The 19,293-nt window shown below is 57.8% G+C and carries 19 protein-coding genes, 4 tRNA genes and 2 pseudogenes; 4 read left to right on the top strand and 21 right to left on the bottom strand.

The features are described 5' to 3' along the window. Nucleotides 1-45: 45 nt before the first annotated feature. The 9 genes from M2397_RS16105 to M2397_RS16145 all read right to left on the bottom strand — a co-directional run bounded on the left by M2397_RS16105 (nt 46) and on the right by M2397_RS16145 (nt 7,336). On the bottom strand, nt 46-318 hold the full coding sequence (locus M2397_RS16105) for an HU family DNA-binding protein (protein ID WP_003174819.1): 273 nt from the start codon (nt 316-318) through the stop codon (nt 46-48). A gap of 149 nt (nt 319-467) precedes the next feature. Then, nucleotides 468-2,864: an endopeptidase La gene (gene lon, locus M2397_RS16110; protein WP_053138469.1), complete on the bottom strand. Its 2,397-nt coding sequence runs from the start codon at nt 2,862-2,864 to the stop codon at nt 468-470. A gap of 162 nt (nt 2,865-3,026) precedes the next feature. Further along, entirely contained in the window at nt 3,027-4,310 is a 1,284-nt protein-coding gene (clpX, locus tag M2397_RS16115) for an ATP-dependent Clp protease ATP-binding subunit ClpX (protein WP_003238279.1), read from the bottom strand. A 112-nt stretch (nt 4,311-4,422) separates the two neighbouring features. Then, complete coding sequence (clpP, locus tag M2397_RS16120) at nt 4,423-5,058, bottom strand: ATP-dependent Clp endopeptidase proteolytic subunit ClpP (protein WP_003174822.1); 636 nt, start codon at nt 5,056-5,058, stop codon at nt 4,423-4,425. Between the two features lie 91 nt (nt 5,059-5,149). Then, entirely contained in the window at nt 5,150-6,460 is a 1,311-nt protein-coding gene (gene tig / locus M2397_RS16125; protein ID WP_027606242.1) for a trigger factor, read from the bottom strand. Nucleotides 6,461-6,857: 397 nt separating this feature from the next. Then, nucleotides 6,858-6,933 (bottom strand) — tRNA-His (locus tag M2397_RS16130). Nucleotides 6,934-7,010: 77 nt separating this feature from the next. Further along, nucleotides 7,011-7,095: transfer RNA gene (locus M2397_RS16135), tRNA-Leu, on the bottom strand. 56 nt (nt 7,096-7,151) lie between these two features. Further along, nucleotides 7,152-7,227, bottom strand: a tRNA-His gene (locus M2397_RS16140). Between the two features lie 32 nt (nt 7,228-7,259). Further along, nucleotides 7,260-7,336: transfer RNA gene (locus M2397_RS16145), tRNA-Arg, on the bottom strand. Between the two features lie 275 nt (nt 7,337-7,611). On the opposite strand from M2397_RS16145, the gene folD reads away from it, so the two are divergent. After that, nucleotides 7,612-8,466, top strand: coding sequence for a bifunctional methylenetetrahydrofolate dehydrogenase/methenyltetrahydrofolate cyclohydrolase FolD (gene folD, locus M2397_RS16150; protein WP_090402619.1), 855 nt, complete (start codon nt 7,612-7,614; stop codon nt 8,464-8,466). Nucleotides 8,467-8,818: 352 nt separating this feature from the next. Beyond that, entirely contained in the window at nt 8,819-9,028 is a 210-nt protein-coding gene (locus M2397_RS16155; protein WP_259244018.1) for a hypothetical protein, read from the top strand. 8 nt (nt 9,029-9,036) lie between these two features. Here the strand turns inward: M2397_RS16155 and M2397_RS16160 are convergent. Beyond that, a pseudogene (locus M2397_RS16160) lies at nt 9,037-9,195 on the bottom strand (lysis protein); the annotation flags it as partial. A 110-nt stretch (nt 9,196-9,305) separates the two neighbouring features. On the opposite strand from M2397_RS16160, the gene M2397_RS16165 reads away from it, so the two are divergent. Together M2397_RS16165 and M2397_RS16170 are read left to right on the top strand one after the other, a co-directional pair. Further along, nucleotides 9,306-9,713 (top strand): helix-turn-helix domain-containing protein, encoded by a 408-nt coding sequence (locus M2397_RS16165; RefSeq protein ID WP_230633857.1) that lies wholly within the window; start codon nt 9,306-9,308, stop codon nt 9,711-9,713. Continuing rightward, nucleotides 9,697-10,194, top strand: a complete 498-nt coding sequence (locus tag M2397_RS16170; protein WP_259244019.1) for an ImmA/IrrE family metallo-endopeptidase — start codon at nt 9,697-9,699, stop codon at nt 10,192-10,194. Before M2397_RS16165 ends, M2397_RS16170 begins: the two co-directional genes overlap by 17 nt. Nucleotides 10,195-10,523: 329 nt before the next feature. Here M2397_RS16170 and M2397_RS16175 read toward each other — a convergent pair whose 3' ends face one another. From M2397_RS16175 to M2397_RS16225, 11 genes and pseudogenes are all read right to left on the bottom strand, one after another. Beyond that, nucleotides 10,524-11,075 (bottom strand): DUF2514 domain-containing protein, encoded by a 552-nt coding sequence (locus M2397_RS16175; RefSeq protein WP_259244020.1) that lies wholly within the window; start codon nt 11,073-11,075, stop codon nt 10,524-10,526. Continuing rightward, nucleotides 11,072-11,581, bottom strand: coding sequence for a glycoside hydrolase family 104 protein (locus tag M2397_RS16180; protein WP_259244021.1), 510 nt, complete (start codon nt 11,579-11,581; stop codon nt 11,072-11,074). Before M2397_RS16180 ends, M2397_RS16175 begins: the two co-directional genes overlap by 4 nt. Nucleotides 11,582-11,592: 11 nt before the next feature. Then, nucleotides 11,593-11,664, bottom strand: a pseudogene (locus tag M2397_RS16185) (glycoside hydrolase family 19 protein); the annotation flags it as partial. A 51-nt stretch (nt 11,665-11,715) separates the two neighbouring features. Next, nucleotides 11,716-12,765 carry a phage late control D family protein gene (locus M2397_RS16190; protein ID WP_259244022.1) on the bottom strand — a complete coding sequence of 350 codons (1,050 nt, stop codon included), beginning with the start codon at nt 12,763-12,765 and terminating at the stop codon, nt 11,716-11,718. 94 nt (nt 12,766-12,859) lie between these two features. Then, the gene (locus tag M2397_RS16195; RefSeq protein WP_017848158.1) at nt 12,860-13,066 is read right to left on the bottom strand and encodes a tail protein X; all 207 of its coding nucleotides are present in this window, start codon (nt 13,064-13,066) and stop codon (nt 12,860-12,862) included. Continuing rightward, on the bottom strand, nt 13,041-13,886 hold the full coding sequence (locus tag M2397_RS16200) for a phage tail protein (RefSeq protein ID WP_259244023.1): 846 nt from the start codon (nt 13,884-13,886) through the stop codon (nt 13,041-13,043). The genes M2397_RS16195 and M2397_RS16200 overlap by 26 nt, the downstream gene beginning before the upstream one ends. Nucleotides 13,887-13,895: 9 nt before the next feature. After that, nucleotides 13,896-16,385 carry a phage tail tape measure protein gene (locus M2397_RS16205; protein WP_259244024.1) on the bottom strand — a complete coding sequence of 830 codons (2,490 nt, stop codon included), beginning with the start codon at nt 16,383-16,385 and terminating at the stop codon, nt 13,896-13,898. A gap of 148 nt (nt 16,386-16,533) precedes the next feature. Beyond that, nucleotides 16,534-16,842, bottom strand: coding sequence for a phage tail assembly protein (locus M2397_RS16210; RefSeq protein WP_259244025.1), 309 nt, complete (start codon nt 16,840-16,842; stop codon nt 16,534-16,536). Between the two features lie 11 nt (nt 16,843-16,853). After that, nucleotides 16,854-17,357, bottom strand: coding sequence for a phage major tail tube protein (locus M2397_RS16215; RefSeq protein WP_259244026.1), 504 nt, complete (start codon nt 17,355-17,357; stop codon nt 16,854-16,856). Nucleotides 17,358-17,369: 12 nt separating this feature from the next. Further along, entirely contained in the window at nt 17,370-18,536 is a 1,167-nt protein-coding gene (locus M2397_RS16220) for a phage tail sheath family protein (RefSeq protein ID WP_259244027.1), read from the bottom strand. A gap of 100 nt (nt 18,537-18,636) precedes the next feature. After that, nucleotides 18,637-19,263: a hypothetical protein gene (locus M2397_RS16225; protein ID WP_259244028.1), complete on the bottom strand. Its 627-nt coding sequence runs from the start codon at nt 19,261-19,263 to the stop codon at nt 18,637-18,639. Between the last annotated feature and the right edge of the window lie 30 nt (nt 19,264-19,293).

Below are 19,293 nucleotides of genomic sequence, written 5' to 3' on the forward strand. Positions count from 1 at the left end.
GGCCAGACCTGCGTCCGACCCGGGTAGCAAAGGCTTGATCGAAGCTTAGTTAACTGCTTCTTTCAGGGCTTTACCGGCTTTGAAACCTGGTTTCTTGGCAGCAGCGATTTGCAGTGCTTTGCCAGTCTGTGGGTTGCGGCCAGTGCGAGCTGGGCGGTCAGTCACAGAGAAAGTACCGAAGCCTACCAGTACCACGGAGTCGCCGGCCTTCAGAGCGCCAGTGACGGATTCGATTACTGCATCCAGCGCACGGCCAGCAGCAGCTTTCGGGATATCAGCGGATGCAGCGATAGCATCAATCAGTTCCGACTTGTTCACTCTAAGTCCCCTTATATATCTATTGAGTATGATTCTAAGTTTTTTGGTAAACAGCAAAAATCAGTGCTGAATGGCCTACAGACACTTAAGAGCCGCTTTATAACAAGGGCTCTAAAAAGCTGTCAAGGAAGCCTCCAAGCTTATTCACATTAATGCGTGCTAATTCTTTCCTTGGAATCAGACTCTCGTTTTTCGTCCTTTGCAACTATCTCCGGAGCCACATCCGGCAAGGGCTCCGGCGCGTATTGCAGCGCAATTTGCAGGACCTCGTCAATCCATTTAACCGGTTTAATCTGAAGATCCTGCTTGATGTTGTCAGGAATTTCCTTCAAGTCGCGAACATTCTCTTCAGGAATGATCACAGTCTTGATGCCACCCCGGTGTGCAGCCAGCAATTTCTCTTTCAGGCCACCGATGGCCAATACCTGGCCACGCAGGGTGATTTCCCCCGTCATCGCTACATCGGCGCGCACCGGTATGCCGGTCAATGCCGATACCAGGGCCGTGCACATGCCTACGCCGGCGCTAGGGCCATCTTTCGGTGTAGCCCCTTCCGGCATGTGGATGTGGGTGTCGTGCTTCTCGTGGAAGTCCAGGGGGATCCCCAGGCTCCTGGCGCGGCTGCGCACCACGGTCTGCGCGGCAGTAATGGATTCGACCATCACGTCACCGAGGGAGCCGGTCTTGATCAACTGGCCTTTGCCGGGGATCACCGCAGCTTCGATGGTCAGTAATTCGCCGCCCACCTGGGTCCACGCCAGACCAGTCACCTGCCCTACCTGATCCTGCTGCTCAGCCAGGCCGTAACGGAATTTACGCACGCCCAGGAAGTGCTCAAGCGCATCGGCAGTGACTTTCACCGAGAAGCGTTTTTCCAGCGCGTGCTCCTTGACCGCCTTGCGGCAAATCTTCGCGATCTGGCGCTCAAGGCCCCGTACACCGGCCTCGCGAGTGTAATAGCGCACGATGTCGCGGATCGACTCGACGTCGAATTCGATCTCGCCCTTCTTCAGGCCGTTGGCCGAAATCTGCTTGGGCGCGAGGTATTTGACGGCGATGTTGATCTTCTCGTCTTCGGTGTAACCCGGCAGACGAATCACCTCCATCCGATCCAGCAATGCCGGCGGAATGTTCATGGAGTTGGAGGTGCACAGGAACATTACATCGGACAGGTCGTAGTCGACCTCCAGGTAATGGTCGTTGAAATTGTGGTTCTGCTCAGGGTCGAGCACTTCCAGCAGGGCCGATGCCGGATCGCCACGCATGTCGCTGCCCATTTTGTCGATTTCATCGAGCAGGAACAGTGGGTTGCGCACACCCACCTTTGTCATTTTTTGAATCAATCTTCCTGGCATTGAACCGATGTAAGTCCGGCGATGACCACGAATTTCCGCTTCATCGCGCACACCACCGAGGGCCATGCGCACGAATTTACGGTTGGTGGCATTGGCGATGGACTCGGCCAGGGAGGTTTTACCCACGCCAGGCGGGCCAACCAGGCACAACACTGGGCCACGAATCTTCTTCACACGCTTTTGCACGGCGAGGTATTCGAGGATGCGTTCCTTGACTTCTTCGAGGCCATAGTGGTCGGCATCGAGAATGTCTTCAGCACGCGCCAGGTCCAGGCGTACCTTGGTCTGGGCCTTCCACGGCACCTGCACCAGCCAGTCGATGTACGAGCGCACCACGGTGGCCTCGGCGGACATCGGCGACATCTGCTTGAGCTTGTTCAACTCGGCGGTGGCTTTGGTCAGGGCGTCTTTCGGCAGGCCGGCAGCATCGATGCGCTTTTTCAGCTCTTCGATTTCGTTGTGGCCTTCCTCGCTGTCGCCGAGTTCCTTCTGAATGGCCTTCATCTGCTCATTCAGGTAGTACTCGCGCTGGCTGCGCTCCATTTGCTTTTTGACACGACCACGGATGCGCTTCTCAACCTGGAGCAGATCGATTTCGGCATCCAGCAATGCCAGCACGTGTTCGACACGGGCCGACAGGTCAATGATTTCGAGGATGTCTTGCTTCTGCTCGATCTTCAGCGCCATGTGCGCGGCCATGGTATCGACCAGGCGGCTTGGCTCATCAATGCTATTGAGGGAAGACAGGACTTCAGCCGGTACTTTTTTGCCCAACTGCACATACTGCTCAAACTGCGAGAGCAGGCTACGCACAAACACTTCGGACTCGCGCTCAGGGGCCTCGACTTCGTCGATCAGCACCACTTCAGCGCGCAGGTGGCCGTCCACCTCCATGAAACGCTCTACCGCACCACGCTGCTCGCCTTCCACCAACACCTTGACGGTGCCATCGGGCAGCTTGAGCAGTTGCAGGACAGTGGCAATGGTACCGACGCGATACAGGGCATCTTCGCCTGGATCATCATCGGCAGGATTTCTCTGGGCCAGCAGCAGGATCTGCTTGTCGCCCGTCATCGCGGCCTCGAGGGCTTCGATAGACTTCTCGCGCCCCACGAACAGCGGGATAACCATGTGCGGATAGACGACTACATCACGCAACGGCAGGAGAGGCAATTCGATGGTTGTCTTCATGATTTCGCCTCTATGACAGTTGAAAAATAAGCTTGAAACCAAGATGGGGGCTGCGTGTAAAAAAAACAAGCTCAATGCGGGCAGTTACACGCAGTAAAAATCCTTATGAAAAACAAAGGGGCCCCTAGAGGCCCCTTCGTTTGTACCAAAACTGCGAAACGCTTACGCGTCTGGCGCAGCTTTGGCAGTCGGCTCACTGTTTTCGTAGATATACAGTGGCTTGGACTTACCTTCTATAACGCTTTCGTCGATCACCACTTTACTCACCTCGGACTGCGAGGGGATCTCGTACATGGTGTCGAGCAATACACCTTCGAGGATGGAACGCAGGCCACGTGCACCAGTCTTGCGCTCCAGTGCCCGCTTGGCCACCGATTTGAGCGCATCGGTACGGAACTCGAGGTCTACACCTTCCATCTCGAACAGCTTGGCGTATTGCTTGGTCAGGGCGTTTTTCGGCTCGGTGAGGATCTGAATCAGAGCCGCCTCATCCAACTCGTCCAACGTGGCCAGGACCGGCAGACGGCCAACGAATTCCGGGATCAGACCGAACTTGACCAGATCGTCAGGCTCGACTTCACGCAGGGACTCGCCCACTTTCTTGCCTTCTTCCTTACTGCGCACTTCCGCACTGAAACCGATGCCGCCACGGGTAGACCGTTGCTGAATAACCTTCTCCAGGCCGGAGAATGCACCGCCACAGATAAACAGGATGTTGCGCGTATCAACCTGAAGGAATTCCTGCTGCGGGTGCTTGCGGCCGCCTTGTGGCGGTACGGAAGCTACCGTGCCTTCGATCAGTTTCAACAGGGCCTGCTGCACGCCTTCACCGGAAACATCCCGAGTGATCGACGGGTTGTCGGACTTGCGCGAGATCTTGTCGATTTCGTCGATGTAGACAATACCCATCTGGGCCTTCTCTACGTCGTAGTCGCACTTCTGCAGCAGTTTCTGAATGATGTTCTCGACATCTTCACCCACGTAGCCAGCCTCGGTGAGGGTGGTGGCGTCGGCGATGGTGAACGGAACGTTCAGCAGGCGAGCGAGGGTTTCCGCAAGCAGGGTCTTACCCGAGCCTGTAGGACCGATCAGCAAGATGTTGCTCTTACCGAGTTCGACTTCGTCGCCTTTCTTGTCACGCTGGTTCAAGCGCTTGTAGTGGTTGTATACCGCTACGGCCAGAACCTTCTTTGCACGCTCTTGACCAATCACATACTGATCAAGGATGCCGCTGATTTCTTTAGGCGAAGGCAATTTATGCGCGCTGCTTTCGGCCTGGGCTTCCTGCACCTCCTCACGGATGATGTCATTGCACAGGTCGACGCACTCGTCGCAGATAAAGACCGAGGGGCCGGCAATCAATTTGCGCACTTCATGCTGGCTTTTGCCACAGAAGGAGCAATAGAGCAGCTTGCCGTTGTCCTCGCCGTTGCGGGTGTCAGTCATTCGTTCGATCCAAATCCGATAGGCTTGCAACACAAGATGAAGGCTTATGCGGGCTTTTTCAAGCCCACAGGTGATCGGAAAACCCGACCAGCCCTATTTTGAGCGGCTTATATTAAGCGGGGCGCTTTTCGATCACTGCGTCGATCAACCCGTATTCACGTGCGGCTTCGGCGCTCATGAAGTTATCGCGGTTGGTGTCGCGCTCGATTTCTTCCAGGGTGTGCCCGCTATGCTTGGCCATCAGCGTGTTGAGACGTTCGCGGATGAAGAGGATTTCCTTGGCGTGGATTTCGATGTCCGACGCCTGGCCCTGGAAACCGCCCAGTGGCTGGTGAATCATCACGCGCGAGTTAGGCAGGCAGTAACGCTTGCCCTCGGCACCTGCGGTCAGCAGGAACGCGCCCATGCTGCAGGCCTGGCCAATGCAGGTAGTCGATACGTTCGGCTTGATGAACTGCATGGTGTCGTAGATCGACATGCCCGCGGTCACCGAACCGCCCGGTGAGTTGATATAGAGATGGATGTCCTTGTCCGGATTTTCCGCTTCAAGGAACAGCAGTTGCGCACAGATCAGGTTGGCCATGTAGTCCTCTACCGGGCCCACCAGAAAGATCACTCGCTCCTTGAGCAGGCGCGAGTAGATGTCGTAGGCGCGCTCGCCACGGGCGGACTGCTCGACAACCATCGGGACCAGGCCGCCTGCGGCCTGGATATCAGAGTTCTGCTGAATATAGGAATTACGGAACATGCTCTGCAGTTACTCCCAAATAGTCATGTCTTGAAAACGCATAAGCCAGCGCGAGGCTGGCTTATGGTTGAATTTCCAACGAGTTGGACAATCAGTCGGCTTGTGCTGCTTCCGCCGGCTTGACTGCTTCTTCGTAAGAGACCGCTTTATCGGTCACCTTAGCCTTCTGCAGAACAGTATCCACAACTTGTTCTTCCAGCACAACCGAACGTACTTCGTTCAGTTGCTGGTCATTCTTGTAGTACCAAGCCACGACCTGCTCAGGCTCCTGGTAGGCCGAAGCCATTTCCTGAATCATTTCGCGGACGCGGTCTTCGTCAGGCTTGAGGTCGAACTGCTTGACCACTTCAGCCACGATCAGGCCCAGTACCACACGGCGCTTGGCTTGCTCTTCGAACAGCTCGGCCGGCAGTTGGTCTGGCTTGATGTTGCCGCCGAACTGCTGAACAGCCTGTACGCGCAGACGATCCACTTCGTTGGACAGCAGGGCCTTAGGCACTTCGATCGGGTTGGAGGCCAGCAGACCGTCCATGACCTGGTTCTTGACCTTGGACTTGATAGCCTGGCGCAGCTCGCGCTCCATGTTCTTGCGAACTTCGGTGCGGAAGCCTTCGATACCGGTTTCCTTGATGCCGAACTGATTGAAGAATTCTTCGTTCAGCTCTGGCAGCTTAGGCTCGGAAACGCTATTGACGGTCACGGTGAACTCGGCGGCTTTGCCAGCCAGGTCCAGATTCTGGTAGTCAGCAGGGAATTCCAGGTTCAGGACCCGCTCTTCACCAGCCTTGGCGCCAACCAGGCCGTCTTCGAAGCCAGGAATCATGCGGTTGGAACCCAGCACCAGCTGAGTACCCTTGGCGGAGCCGCCAGCGAATGCTTCGCCGTCAACCTTGCCAACAAAATCGATGTTCAGCTGGTCTTCGTTCTGGGCAGCACGGTCGACCACTTCGAAACGGGTGTTCTGCTTGCGCAGGATTTCCAGCATGTTGTCCAGGTCCGAATCAGCCACTTCGGCGCTCAGGCGCTCGATGGCGATACCGTCGAAACCGGCCACTTCGAACTCGGGGAACACTTCGAATACGGCAACGTATTCCAGGTCCTTGCCCGCTTCCAGGGACTTAGGTTCGATCGAAGGCGAACCAGCCGGGTTCAGCTTTTGCTCAACCACTGCTTCGTAGAAAGAAGCCTGGATCACGTCACCGACGGCTTCATTGCGCGCATCAGCACCAAAACGGCGCTTGATTTCGCTCATTGGCACCTTGCCCGGACGGAAACCAGCGATCTTGGCCTTTTGGGCAGTCTGCTGCAGACGCTTGTTGACCGCAGTCTCGATGCGCTCAGCCGGCACGGTGATGCTCATGCGGCGCTCGAGAGCAGTAGTATTTTCAACAGAAACTTGCATGGATATTCCTCGTTGCACAGACGTTAGCCGGCCATTTCCGACCCCAATCAAGGGCATGCATTCTAGTGGGTCAAACTCAAGAAGTCACCCTACTGGAAATACGCCCGTAAACAGCCGGCAATTTATCGGTACGAAGGCACTGTCGCGCCCCGCCCCGGTGACAAATAAAGCCAAACACGCCAGGGCTCTGCGCCGCCCCTCTATATATAGAAGGGATCGTCGCTACCTCCCTGACGCCCCACCCCGCAATAAGGGCAGATAGACAACGCAGCATCATCGAGACACATAAATACGATGAAACGCACCGCCATCGCGACCCAGAACCCGCAGCCACGAAAAACCGAACCGCCAAAACCAAAAAAGGCGCCAGACTGTTAAATCTGGCGCCTTTCGAATATGGGGTGGACGAAGGGGATCGAACCCTCGACAACGGGAGTCACAATCCCGTGCTCTACCAACTGAGCTACGCCCACCATATTGCGTTAACAAAGAAACCAAACTACTTCTTTGTCGAGCCTTACCCTGCGCATAGACCGAGTAAAGCTTTATTTGGTGCGGATGAAGAGACTCGAACTCTTACGCCTCGCGGCGCTGGAACCTAAATCCAGTGTGTCTACCAATTCCACCACATCCGCGCTTGAAGCTCTTAAAGCAAAGGCGCCAGACGATTAATCTGGCGCCTTTCAAAATATGGGGTGGACGAAGGGGATCGAACCCTCGACAACGGGAGTCACAATCCCGTGCTCTACCAACTGAGCTACGCCCACCATATAGCGCTACTTGTGCCAAAGCTGCCTAATGGCGCACCCGGCAGGACTCGAACCTGCGACCATCCGCTTAGAAGGCGGATGCTCTATCCAGCTGAGCTACGGGCGCCTTATTAATCTGTACTCTTGGAGGATTACAAACTAAGTGCTTCCAGCCTTGCAGAACAACGATTCTGCTCGACCTTCTTAACCAGTGCTAGGCTGTGCCCGACAAGTGCGACGAATAGTATAGAGGGCCTGGAAACCCGTCAAATCTTTTTTGAAAAAAATTCATTTTATTTAAGGGGTTAGGCCAATTTGCGGACCAAGCGCCTTTGCCCTCACGCCGTGGCGTGCGAGAATGCGCGCACTTTTCCTCCCCCTCTCGATGGTTAATCACGCGTAATGACTGCACAACTTATCGACGGCAAATCAATCGCCGCCAGCCTGCGCCAGCAGATCGCCAAACGAGTCACCGAGCGCAGCCAGCAAGGCTTGCGCACGCCTGGCCTCGCGGTGATCCTGGTCGGCAGCGATCCTGCCTCTCAGGTTTATGTCTCGCACAAGCGTAAAGACTGTGAAGAGGTCGGCTTTATTTCCAAGGCCTACGACCTGCCTGCCGACACCACCCAGCAGGCCCTGACCGACCTGATCGACAGCCTCAACGACGACCCGGCGATGGATGGCATCCTCCTGCAATTGCCATTGCCCGCGCACCTGGACGCGTCCAAGCTGCTCGAGCGCATCCGCCCTGACAAAGACGTCGACGGTTTCCATCCTTATAACGTCGGCCGCCTGGCCCAGCGTATCCCGCTGCTGCGCCCGTGCACGCCCAAAGGCATCATGACCCTGCTGGAAAGCACCGGTGTCGACCTGTACGGCCTCGATGCCGTCATCGTCGGCGCGTCCAACATCGTGGGCCGCCCCATGGCCATGGAATTGCTGCTGGCCGGTTGCACCGTCACCGTGACCCACCGTTTCACCAAGGATCTGGCCGGCCACGTTGGCCGAGCCGACCTGGTCGTCGTGGCCGCCGGGAAGCCGGGCCTGGTCAAGGGCGAATGGATCAAGGAAGGCGCCATCGTCATTGACGTGGGCATCAACCGCCAGGAAGACGGCAAGCTGGTCGGCGACGTGGTGTACGAGACCGCCCTGCCCCGAGCCGGCTGGATCACCCCGGTGCCGGGTGGCGTTGGCCCGATGACCCGTGCCTGCCTGCTGGAAAACACCCTGTACGCCGCAGAGACCCTGCACGGTTAATAACCAGCCGTACTGAAAAAGCCCTGCCTTATCGCAGGGCTTTTTATTGCCCGGAAGAAAACCTGTTTTTTCTTAGTTTTTAAGCACTTTCGTCTGGTTTTAGAAGAACATTCGACAGTCTCTCGTCCATACTCCTAATATTAATTTTGGGTATTCTTCGGTTTTCCAAAGTAGCCAAACCCAGCAAATACGGGCCCTTGCCTACTTTGGGATACCCGCTATTCGATAGCGAAACGCGGTCAGTGGTACAAAAATTGGTACGAGATCCATCCCCTCCCCCGGCGTCCTGCCGACCAGCTCCCCAAACCAAATAATTTGCCTGCTACCCTGTTCACTCCACGGAGGAACATCTATGCCGAACTCAGACCTGCTTCCATCCCTGCTCGAAAAACTCTACGAAAACCAGCTCGCCCTCGAAGCCTCCATAATGGAGCTATCGAACTGGGTGGAGCAGCGTGGCTCCGCGGAAGTCGCAGAGAACGTGCGCGGCGCCCTGCAAACAATTGACCAGAATGAAGAGTTCATCAAGCTTACCCTGGCCGTCCTCATGACTCCTGACTGATCAGACGGTCACCGGGCTATCGCCCTGACATACGCCTGGCAAGCCCGCAGCGCGATCAGTCCTTGATCGCAGTCACCGGTGATGGCGAGAATTCGTTGAGCATGTGCTGGGTCAAGTTGGGCTCGCGCGGCTCCATGAACCACGCCGACGGCGCCGGGGGCGGATGGATAAGCGCGATATAGGCATACACATCCACAGCCGCTCCTTTCAAGCTTTAAACTTTTCAACTAGAATGGTTGACAAGCTTGTCTTATGACGGCTTAATGCAACCATTCTCATGAAAAAGCAGAAAGGGGCCGTGACCATGTCGCTTTCCAAATTTGGCGCAAAGGTACGTGAGTATCGCCGCGCATATGGCGTAACACTTAGCACGATGGCTAGCACACTTGGCGCTTCTACAGCGTTTTTGAGTGCGATGGAAACAGGCCGCAGTAAGATCCCGATGGACTGGGTTGAAAAAATTGCCATCTATTTCAACGAACTTGGCGAACAAATCAATGTTCAAGAGTTGAAGGCTATTGCTTGCGACGATAACGAATCAGTATCGCTTGAAGGGCTGCGTCCGCAACACCGCATGCTTATCGCTGGTTTTGCCAACTCAGATCTTAACCAGGAGCAGCTGACTCGTCTGGGTCGCTTACTCGGGGAAATCTACGGGGAAAACAGCGATGACCACTCCAAGTGAAGCTGCTCACTATGACATGCGCGGGCATCGTGTGCCCGCGCTCGGCCCGACCGACATTGACTTTATTGCGGGCAGGATCTGCAAGATCTTCAAGCTAAGTCGTCGCTCATTCTCGGTACAGAAAATAGGGATGTTCATCAACGACCTCGAAGAAAATGGGATCTTCATTGATTCCATCGAGAACGATGAGTGGATGATGGAGGATATCGCAAGGGCGATGGTGGACCCACAGAAAGGCTTCATTTACATGCCGGAATGGATGTACGAGAAGCTGAACAGGAGCGACCCTGAGGCCATCAGGATTTTCCTTCATGAGCTGGGGCACATCTTTTTGTGTCACAGAGCGATGCTTCACTTTTCGGACACGAAGGGAGTTCTCGAAGAAGACTCCGAATGGCAAGCTGACGAATTTGCTGACGCAATTATCAGAAAGCTCAAACTTAAGACGCCTGGCGCCCAGCTTGAACTGAAATATTTCTGATTGACCATGCCGCAAACATGATCAACCAGAAATTGGCAGTAGGCCGCAAACCTACTGGGGGAGTTCTCCACTCGCTCTCCGCTTCCGCAGAACCGCTAGTGAAAGCACTGCCTAGAACCAGTGCGGACTCTAGTCCCGTTTGGTGGAGTTGTCCAGAATTAATGAGTAGTGGCCACCTCTTTAGGAGAGTCGCTATGACATATACCGACGAACGTGGCACGTTCATCCTCCGCTGGAGCCGTCGCCTAAAAAACGGCCACATCCAGCGTGCAGTGGGCAAGCCATTCAAAATTTACATTAGCAAGTAAGCTTCCACAGTGACTTAGCTTCTACCCACCAAACGGACGAGCGGCAGCGCCTGAGGAGGCCCTGCCGCTATTTTTTTGAAGCAGTTCAACTGAACCGTTCAACAATATTGAGTAAGTAGCCTCACATGCCAACCCAGCTATTCGGGCCCGGTCATACGCAACCGCCAACTCTCCCGCTCTTTGGTCAGCCCGACGGAGCAAGTCGGAGAGCACCATTGCGGCGCGGGTGGCTGACGCGCCTCGCTGGGAAGTTCCGGAATCGCCGGGGCAGGCAATGGAGGCAAACTTACCGACCTCGATGTGCAGCTTGTCACCAGCAGCATCAGCGGCGCCAGCATCAACAGCTGCAGCCTTGTTCTGTTCTCTCGCATCGCTTCCTTCCTTATTCACTGCCAATTGTAGGCGCCGCTCTTCTTCTCGCGCATTATCAGACGCTCTGATGGTCGCCTGGGCCTGGGCTTCTGCAGCGTCAGCCAGCACCTTGCCGTAGCGCCAGTCTTGCACCCGCCAGGTACCGGCGGCGCTGACGGCCATCGCCAGCAGGATCGCGGCCAGGATCTGACCCGGCGTCACGACATCACCCCGCCCGCCAGCCGGTACTGCTTCAGCAGATCCTCCAGGCGGTGTTCGCGCTGCCCGTATCCCGCGCCGGGCAGGCTGGCCCAGATGTTCCGGCACTTCGCGATAGCCGTTTCGATCCGCCCGGCCACCACGTCGGGCATAGCCCGGCACTCGCGGACGTGCTGCAGCGCCAAAAGGTCTTGGCTGATCGGGCTGAAGTCCGGCAGCTTGAGCAGCGACTTGTAGTGCGGCCAGTCCTTCAGCATCTGCTGATAACGGCCGGAAGCATTGGACGTCAGCCCCTTGCTGTTGATGACCTTCGACGCGCGCCCCTTGGCGAACGGGTGATCTATGAAGTCCTTGAAGACCTCGGGCTTACGATCGGCGCCGGTGACGATCACGTCGTAACCATCCATGGCAGTGGCCGGAGATGTGCTGGTGCCCTCGGACCAGGCGAGCATGTCGAGGAACGCGAGCACGTTGCGGCCGCCGGCGAGCGATTCGGAAAGTCGTGGCATTACATTTCTCCAGGCAAAAAAATACCGGCTCGAGGGCCGGCGTTCGGGAGGATCTGCAGCAACTGCTGCTGGGTGATGGGCATACAAGCTCCTAACGTGAGTAGCCCGCACTTGGCGGGGTTGTGGCGCGACCGCTACTCCAGGCTGACGACTTTGACAGGCTTAGCGGCTTTCTTCGTTTTCTTGCCTTTGGCTTTGGCCTTGCTCTTTTTGCCGCCGTTGCACTCAACGGTGGTGGACCAGCCGGCCTGGGTGAATGTCTGCTCCACCGAATCCACTAGGTATTCGCCATCGAGCCCCACCTTGAAGCCTTGGGCGTTGATAGAACGCTCAGCAAAAAGATCCGTGCGGCCGTCCATTTCCAGGCGCACGCCGGCCGTCGAACGGTTGAACGCAGCCAAGCGCGCCTTAGCCGCGGACTCGGCGGCAGTCTTGTTCGGGTGAATATGGCGGTCGGTGTGTACTGCCGGCAGGCCATCCGGCACGTCGTCGTTGTCCAGGGATACAACCGATAACTTGCCCGTCTTCTTGTCCTGATGCTTGGCCGCTACGGTCTTGTGCGCATTACGGTCGCCCAGGCGAAACTGCCAGCGGCTTACGTCGCTGCGCGTGATGGTGATCGCGCCAATCACCTTGCCACTGGCACTCAGGCCCGCTTGGCGTTGCATCACCATCAACTTACCGTCGCCCACCTTGGCGGTGCAGTCGTACTGTTTAGCCAGGCGCGTGACAAAGCTGAAGTCAGATTCGTGGAGCTGGTCAGCCCGGGCGACCTTCGTGGCGATGGTGCAGGCCGGTGTCCAGCCGTTGCGGGCCGCAATGTCAGAAACGATTTTCGACAACGGCACGTCTTCCCAGCTACCGCTCCGGGTGGATTTGCCGGTGCCGCGCATGTCGCTGGCCTTGCCCCGAATAACGATGGTGTCCGGCGGACCGGATACCTCGATTTCATCGACCACATAGCGCCCCAGGCGCACCAGGGACGTTTCGGCATAGCCCAGGTAGACCTCGATCCCGGCGCCGCGCTTGGGCAGCGTTACCAGGCCGTCGCGGTCATCAATGCGCAACTCAAACTCGTCCGATTCCATGCCGGGCTTGTCCGTGGTGCGCAACAGTAAAAGCCGATCGTTAATCAGCGACGTGATATCGGAACCGTTCGCGACGATTCTAAATTGTGGAGTCATAGGGCATTGGCCAATTAAAAACCCGCACTGGGCGGGCTTTAGGGAAAGGAGGCGTTACGCATAACGGAACAAGGACGCAGCCAATAGGACTGAATCAATCCCACAGCGCCACTTGCTCATCCACTGGGCCTGGCAGATCCGGCAAGACAATCACCACGCCTGCGCGGTAAGGCTGATCCTCGTCCGCCAGGCCCTGATTGGCCGCCAGCACGGCCTCAACACTGCCCACCAGATGGCCATAGAAGTTATGGCAAATGGTATCGAGCAGATCCCCGTCAGATGTTCTGCATGTCGTCGCCATAGCGCACAAACTCCAAGGTAAACGCCTGTTTGCGGGGGATACCGCCCTGCATCAGCGCGCTTTGGTCTTCGTCAATCGTCTTGAGGCACCAAGTGCCCAGCACAACGCCATAGCCCGTGGTCAGGGTTACCGGCTTGAGCTGGGAGCCCATCGAGCGCAGCGTGTTTAGCTGTTCCAGCCCGCCACGGTAGCCCGGAAAAATATCGCCCTTGAGCGTGATTTTCTCGTCCCCCATGCCCACGGCCTGCTGGGCAGACCGACGCGTCAGGCGCTCCTGGGAGGCCCAGCGGTACTCGGTCGAGCGGCGCAGCGAATCAAAGGCCGCCGTATCAAGGTTGAAGTAATACGGTTGCGCCTTCGGGTCCAGCGGCTGAATGATCAGCAGATGGGGGAAAGGCTTCGCCGCCTCTTTCGCCGGCGTTGAATCCGTGGCAAACGCACCGGTGGGCAGAATGTTGGCCAGTGACGGGTCGATCTTGCCGGCGATCTTGTTGATCGCCGTAGCCGCCCGCCCGGCCTGCTCCTTCAATGTGCCCAGGCGCTCGTCAATCTGCGACAGGGCACGCGTGGCACGGTTGTAGGTGGCCACCACCTGGCCAACCTTGGCCTGGGCGGTGGCAATCCCACGCATTACTCGCTGTAGCTTTGCCCCCACGGCCGGGCCAATAAACGGCAGATCCTCCAGCTCGTTGGCCGCGCCGGTGATTTCGCTGATCGCACCGTTTACCGGCCCCATCATCCCATCAATGCTGCGCCGGCCCGCTTCGCCGGCCGAGGCCAGGTACTTCAGGCCCGACTGTAGCTGTGCCAGTGATTCCATATTCCCCCCTTAGAGATGCGGCGCGTCGTAGAGCTGTCGGTTTTCGAGCTGCTGGGCGATTTCCCGGCGGTGCTGCTCCAGCAGCGGCTGTAACCTGGCCGCAAGCTCATTCGGGTCTTTCACATCGCCTTGTACCGTCAGCGTGAAAGGCGCGCTAATGTCCACCTTGGGCTCAATCTTCGCCGGCTGTACCTTGGCGACCACTGCCGCCGCAAGCGGCCCAGCCGTCGCATCTGCGGCGGCCTGGGGCATCATCATGGCGCGCGAAACATCGCCCGGATTAAGGGCGCTTGGCGTTGCCGGCAACGCGCCCTGGCCTGGATTGGCCAACATCAGCGGCCCCGTACGAGACGGGGCAAAAGACTTGGCAATATCCCCCAGCACTGGCGGAATGTCCTTGCCGGCATCCTTCATCATCAGCGGCCCGGCCACGGGCATGACCTTCTTGCTTTCGTCAGAGCCAAACATTGACTTGCCGATGGCACCGCCCAGGGCGTCACCGCCCAAGCTGCCCAGATAGCCCCCAATCAGGCCGCCCACGATGGTGCCGATTACCGGCACTGCCGAACCAATGGCCGCACCGGCCGCCGCACCGGCGAGCGTGCCAGCAAGTCCACCAGCCGCAGCGCCATAGCCTTCGGCTTTTTCGTCCTGGGTTTCAGCGTTGTCGTAAGTGTCTTTGACCTTAAAACCGGCCTCTATCACGGCCAATACTGCCGGCCCCTTCATGCCCGCCCCAATGCCACGCCCGGGGCTTCGGCCGCCACGGCCGCCGCCCTTGCCCTTGCCTTTCCCGTCCTTTACGCCGGTGTCATCGAGGTCGCCCATTCCCATGCCACCAGATCCGCCCACGGGCATGTTGGTGACAATGACTTTTTGCGGGATGTTGGGGTTACCCATCAGCGAGCCGCGCCCAAGGTTGAGCAACCCCTTGGCAATCTTGAATCCGCTCATAGCGGTCTGAAAGGCGATCACGGCCGCCACGGCGGCGCCGATCCCCGTCACAACCCGGGGCGACTCGTCCGACAGCTTGGCCAGCCCCTGGGTGACGTAGGCCAAACCATCCGCCACTTTGTCAGTGACCGGCCGGAATGCGTCACCAATGGCGCGCATGGCCTCGTCCATACCCTGGGCCATTTCCGCCCATTTTTGCGCTGACGCCTGCCGGCGTTCCTCAAGGTTCTTATCAAGGATCCCGGTGGCACTGGCCGAGTCTTTCTTGAGCTGCGCGTACAGCTCTTTGTTCTGCATGTAGGCCGTCAAAGCGCCCTTAACCTGCATGTCCGCGAACAGATCCCCGGTACGCAAAGCCTGTTCCAGGGAGGCAATCATGGCCTTGGCTTTCTCGGGGTCAGTCTCTTTACTGATCTTCGCTGTAGCGGCCGCCATCGCGGCGGCCTTCTTCGGATCCGTTGCCGCAATGTACTTCTGTGCCAGCTCAAAGCTGGACTCCAGGGTTGATTTACCGTTCTGCAGGCCGGTATTCATCGACGCTTGGTAATCAATCCCAGCGTCCTTGTAGGCCTTGACCGTATCGCCAGAACCGATTTTCTCCATCCAGTTCTTGAGGTTGTTGGCCGCCTCATCAGCGCCGCCGGCGGTCTTCATTTGCACCTGAAGCATTGAGCCCAGTTGCGTGACCGCATCCATGCCGGTGATACCGATCTTGCCCATGCCCGCCAGCAACTCGGGGAACCAGCGCGCCATGTCGGCCGCTTCAAAGCTGCCCGCCTGGCCCTGATAGGCGATGGCCTCCAGCGCCTTTTGCATCACGGCCGGGTCGGATATTTTGGCGTTCTGCCCCAGGGCGTTGATCATGCGTGCCGTTTCGCCGCCGTCCGAACCCTGGCCCACGGCAAACTTGGCCGCTACCGGCGCGTACGACAGGGCCTTATCCAGCTCCATGCCGGCACCCACCAAAGCGTTGACCACCTCGGCCACCTGATTGCGGGCCATGCCGGTATCGCGCGACGTGCCAATAATCGTCTTGGCCATCTGCGCTTCTTCGGGCTTGTTGGCAATGTTCGCCTTGATCGCAATGTCACGAACAATCGCGCCAAAGTCCGCGCTCACCTTCGTCGGAATGGCCATTGCTGCCGTGGCGGCCGCCGCCTGGCCGATGCTGCTTTTCATCTGCTGTTTACCAGCATCGAGCTGCATATGGCCCTTGGCTTTAAACTCGGCCTTTGTCGCCGCCTGCCCCATGGCCGCATAAGCCTTGGTCAGGTTGCGCACTTCAACGCCCTGCTTACGCAGCCCGTCCAGATTGTTGTCCAGCTTTCGCCGTAGCGCATCCGCGCCTTTGTCGCCGGCCATGTGCGCTTTGCGCCATTCATCGCGCAGGCGCATGGTTTCGCCAATGGTCTTTTCCAGCACCCGCGCCCGGGAGCCTTGTTCCTCCAGCTTCTTGATTTTGTTGCTGACGTCCTTGAACGCCGCCCCCACCGTCGAGCTGACAGCCCCGCCAATGACCAGGCCGAGAGCAAGTTTGTTTGCCATGTGCGCGCCCTATACGTCGGGAAGATCAACAGCGGCTCAATCCGTGAGCCACCACACCATCACGTTAAAGGGCATGGCCAGTATCTCGGCAGACGAGAAACCCGTCTCTTTTGCCAAGCGTTTGGCCAGCGCTTTAAGCGTGCCCTCGTTACACGTCGTCTTCTTCAACCAGGCGAAAATAGCCCGCCTGAAGGCGCATGTAGTCCTTGAATTTGAGGGCCGTAAGTTCAGCCTCGGTGGCCGTGAGCAGACTGCAAAACAAGCTCAACTCTTGCTTTTCATTGTCGCCATTGCCGGCGATTTTGGCGGCCATAACATCCTTTACGCTGGGCGCGCGCATCATCAACTTGTCGGTGATAACGCCATTGAGATTGGCCTTGTGTTTGAGCGTTACGGTAACGCCTTCGTCACTCAGTACCAGCCAGGACGGGAGTGCTGCGGTAGATACGTTGGTCATGTCATCAATCCTTAAAGGCCCAGGGCCGTACGCTCAGCGGCCAACTGATCAACACCGTTGATCACCTGCACCATGTTGGCAAAGTCGATTTCGTACATCACACGACCGTCGATTTCGAGCTTGTAGTACGTGACGGCCACGGTGTGCTTGATTTCGGCCTTGTCGCCCGGCTTCCAATCGCCCATATCGACTTCTTTGAGCGAGCCGCGCAGGGTTACGTTTACCGACTTGACGGTGCCTCTCTGCCCCTTGAACGATCCACGAAAAACGAGGTTGCACGCGGTCTGATCCGCCAAGCCAAAGAACTTCAGCGCCTCTTTACGCACGCCGTTGGTGGTGAATGCCGCTTCCAGCTTTTCCAAGCCGGTCGGCAGGTCGACGGGGCCGCTCATACCGCCGCCCCGGTATTCCTCGGTTTTGATCGACAGCTTGGGCAGCGTCATGGACGGCACGTCACCGGAAAAGCTCACGCCATCAGCAAACATGACGCAGTTGGTCAACATTTCAGGAATCATTGCTCGGCCCCCTTAGGCTGCTTCAAGTACTTCAGTCAGCCACTCGTTGGTGACCTCGATCAGAAAATTCGGGTTCTCGGCCGGCGGCACGTCGGTGAAGCGAATGCGCCAGAAGATTTTGCCCTGCTCGATTTGGCTGGCCGTATTCAGTTCGGTGTCCGCGTAAACCTCGAAATTGATCACGGCGCCGGCGTTCTTCTGATCGCGCATAAAGGCTTGCAGGCCCTGGGTCACGTCAGACACATAGGTTTTCGTGATCGAGCGGTCTACAGCCCACTTGTGGCCCGCCTGGATCGCATCCATAAGGATGTCGCAGGTACGCACACGGGTAACAAACGACCACTTGGCATCCGCCGAGCAAGTGCGGTTGCCCCACAGGCGGTAACCGCCATCGCGAATAATCGTGGTGATGTTCGCGTTATTGAGCAGGTTGGCCCGGCACGTCTCGTCGCCGTCCAAGTACTCCACCGGCCGGGTGGTACCGGTGATGCCGACAAACTCTTTGTTCGATGGCGACGCCCAATAGCCGTACTCGGAATCGGTCCAGGCGAACAGGCCAGCCACCCAGGCAGAAGCCGGGGCATTCACGGTCGCGCTGTCGACAGTGCTCCAGAACTGCACGCCCGGATCCACCAGATAGATCCGCTTACTGCCGAAGTTCAACGCGTAGGCCATGGCGGCCTCGTCCGTGGTATTCGGGCCATCAACAATGGCAATCGCGCGCAGCTTGCCGGCCAGGGCGTCCATGGCGGTGGCCACCGCCTGCGTGGCCGAGTGCCCTGGGGCAATCAGCAACTTAGGCTGGGCGTTGTGTCGGCTCTTGCCGTCCAGCAGCGCCTGAAGGCCCGTGCGCTGCCCATCCGCCAGAACCCCACCAATGATGGCGGACGTTTGCAGCGCGGCGTCAGCGAGCTTAGGCACGCCAATGGCGACAATCACAGCCTTAGCCCGCACATAGATCGCCTGGCAAGCTCGGGTGATCGCCGAGTCAGTGCCGAACGCTGCAATGGCTTCGCGCTCAGACGTGATCAGCTTCAGCTCGCCCGCCTTGGCGTTGCCGCCACCGAGTACGCCCGGCGTGAAGGTGTCGCACAGACCGATGATCGAGGACGACGGGAGCGAAATAGTGCGCGCGCCGGTGTCGATCAGCGAAGTAGTGACGCCGTGAAAGAAACTCATAGGGCTCAATCTCCAGAAACGAAAAAGCCCCGCATAAGCGAGGCCGTAGGTTGTTCGTGTTACGCGTAACGATCAGCGCCAGGGAGGGCGCTGTAGTGGCTTAAATCGACTTCCAGGGATTCACCTCAAACTTGAGGCCCTTCCACTGCGCGCTTGGATCGGCGCTGTAGTCTTCTTTCCAGTCGCTTGGCTCAGGCTTGAAGCCCAGTTGAATCACCAGGGCTCGCGCGGCCGACCACTGCCACACACCGTAGAAACCGTAATAGCGGCGGCCCGTTTTCTTGTGCGTGGCCAGGATCAAACGGCGCCCACCCTGCCCGGGGCGATCCTTGACCACCTCGGCTCCCCAGTAGCGGTAATCGCACTCAGCTACCGGGCAACTGAACCAGGGGTTAAAGCGCATGTTGTTCGCCGGGTTGCGGATGGCCAACCACCAGAACTGCGAAAACCAGTGATAGGCGCCCAGGTCGAAAGGCGTGTTCATGTTCCACCACCCGCGCTTGTCACCCAAAGCGCCATCGCGGTCGTTGGACCACAACCAAGCCCAGGCAGGAAGCCGCGCCAGGCGCCAATCACCTGGGGCCTGGGTGAACGCCACAGGCGGCCCCTCAAAAGAGAGTCCGGGCAGCGCCAGGGGCACAACCAGAAAGCCCAGCAGGATCAAAATTACGCGTAACGGGAGAAACAACGCCCACTGCAAAGCAGCGCGCAGGATATGCAACGGCATGGGTTGAGCCTCAGTTTCGAAAAAGAAAAC

This window comes from Pseudomonas sp. BIGb0381, assembly GCF_024809815.1.
Taxonomy (GTDB): Bacteria; Pseudomonadota; Gammaproteobacteria; order Pseudomonadales; family Pseudomonadaceae; genus Aquipseudomonas.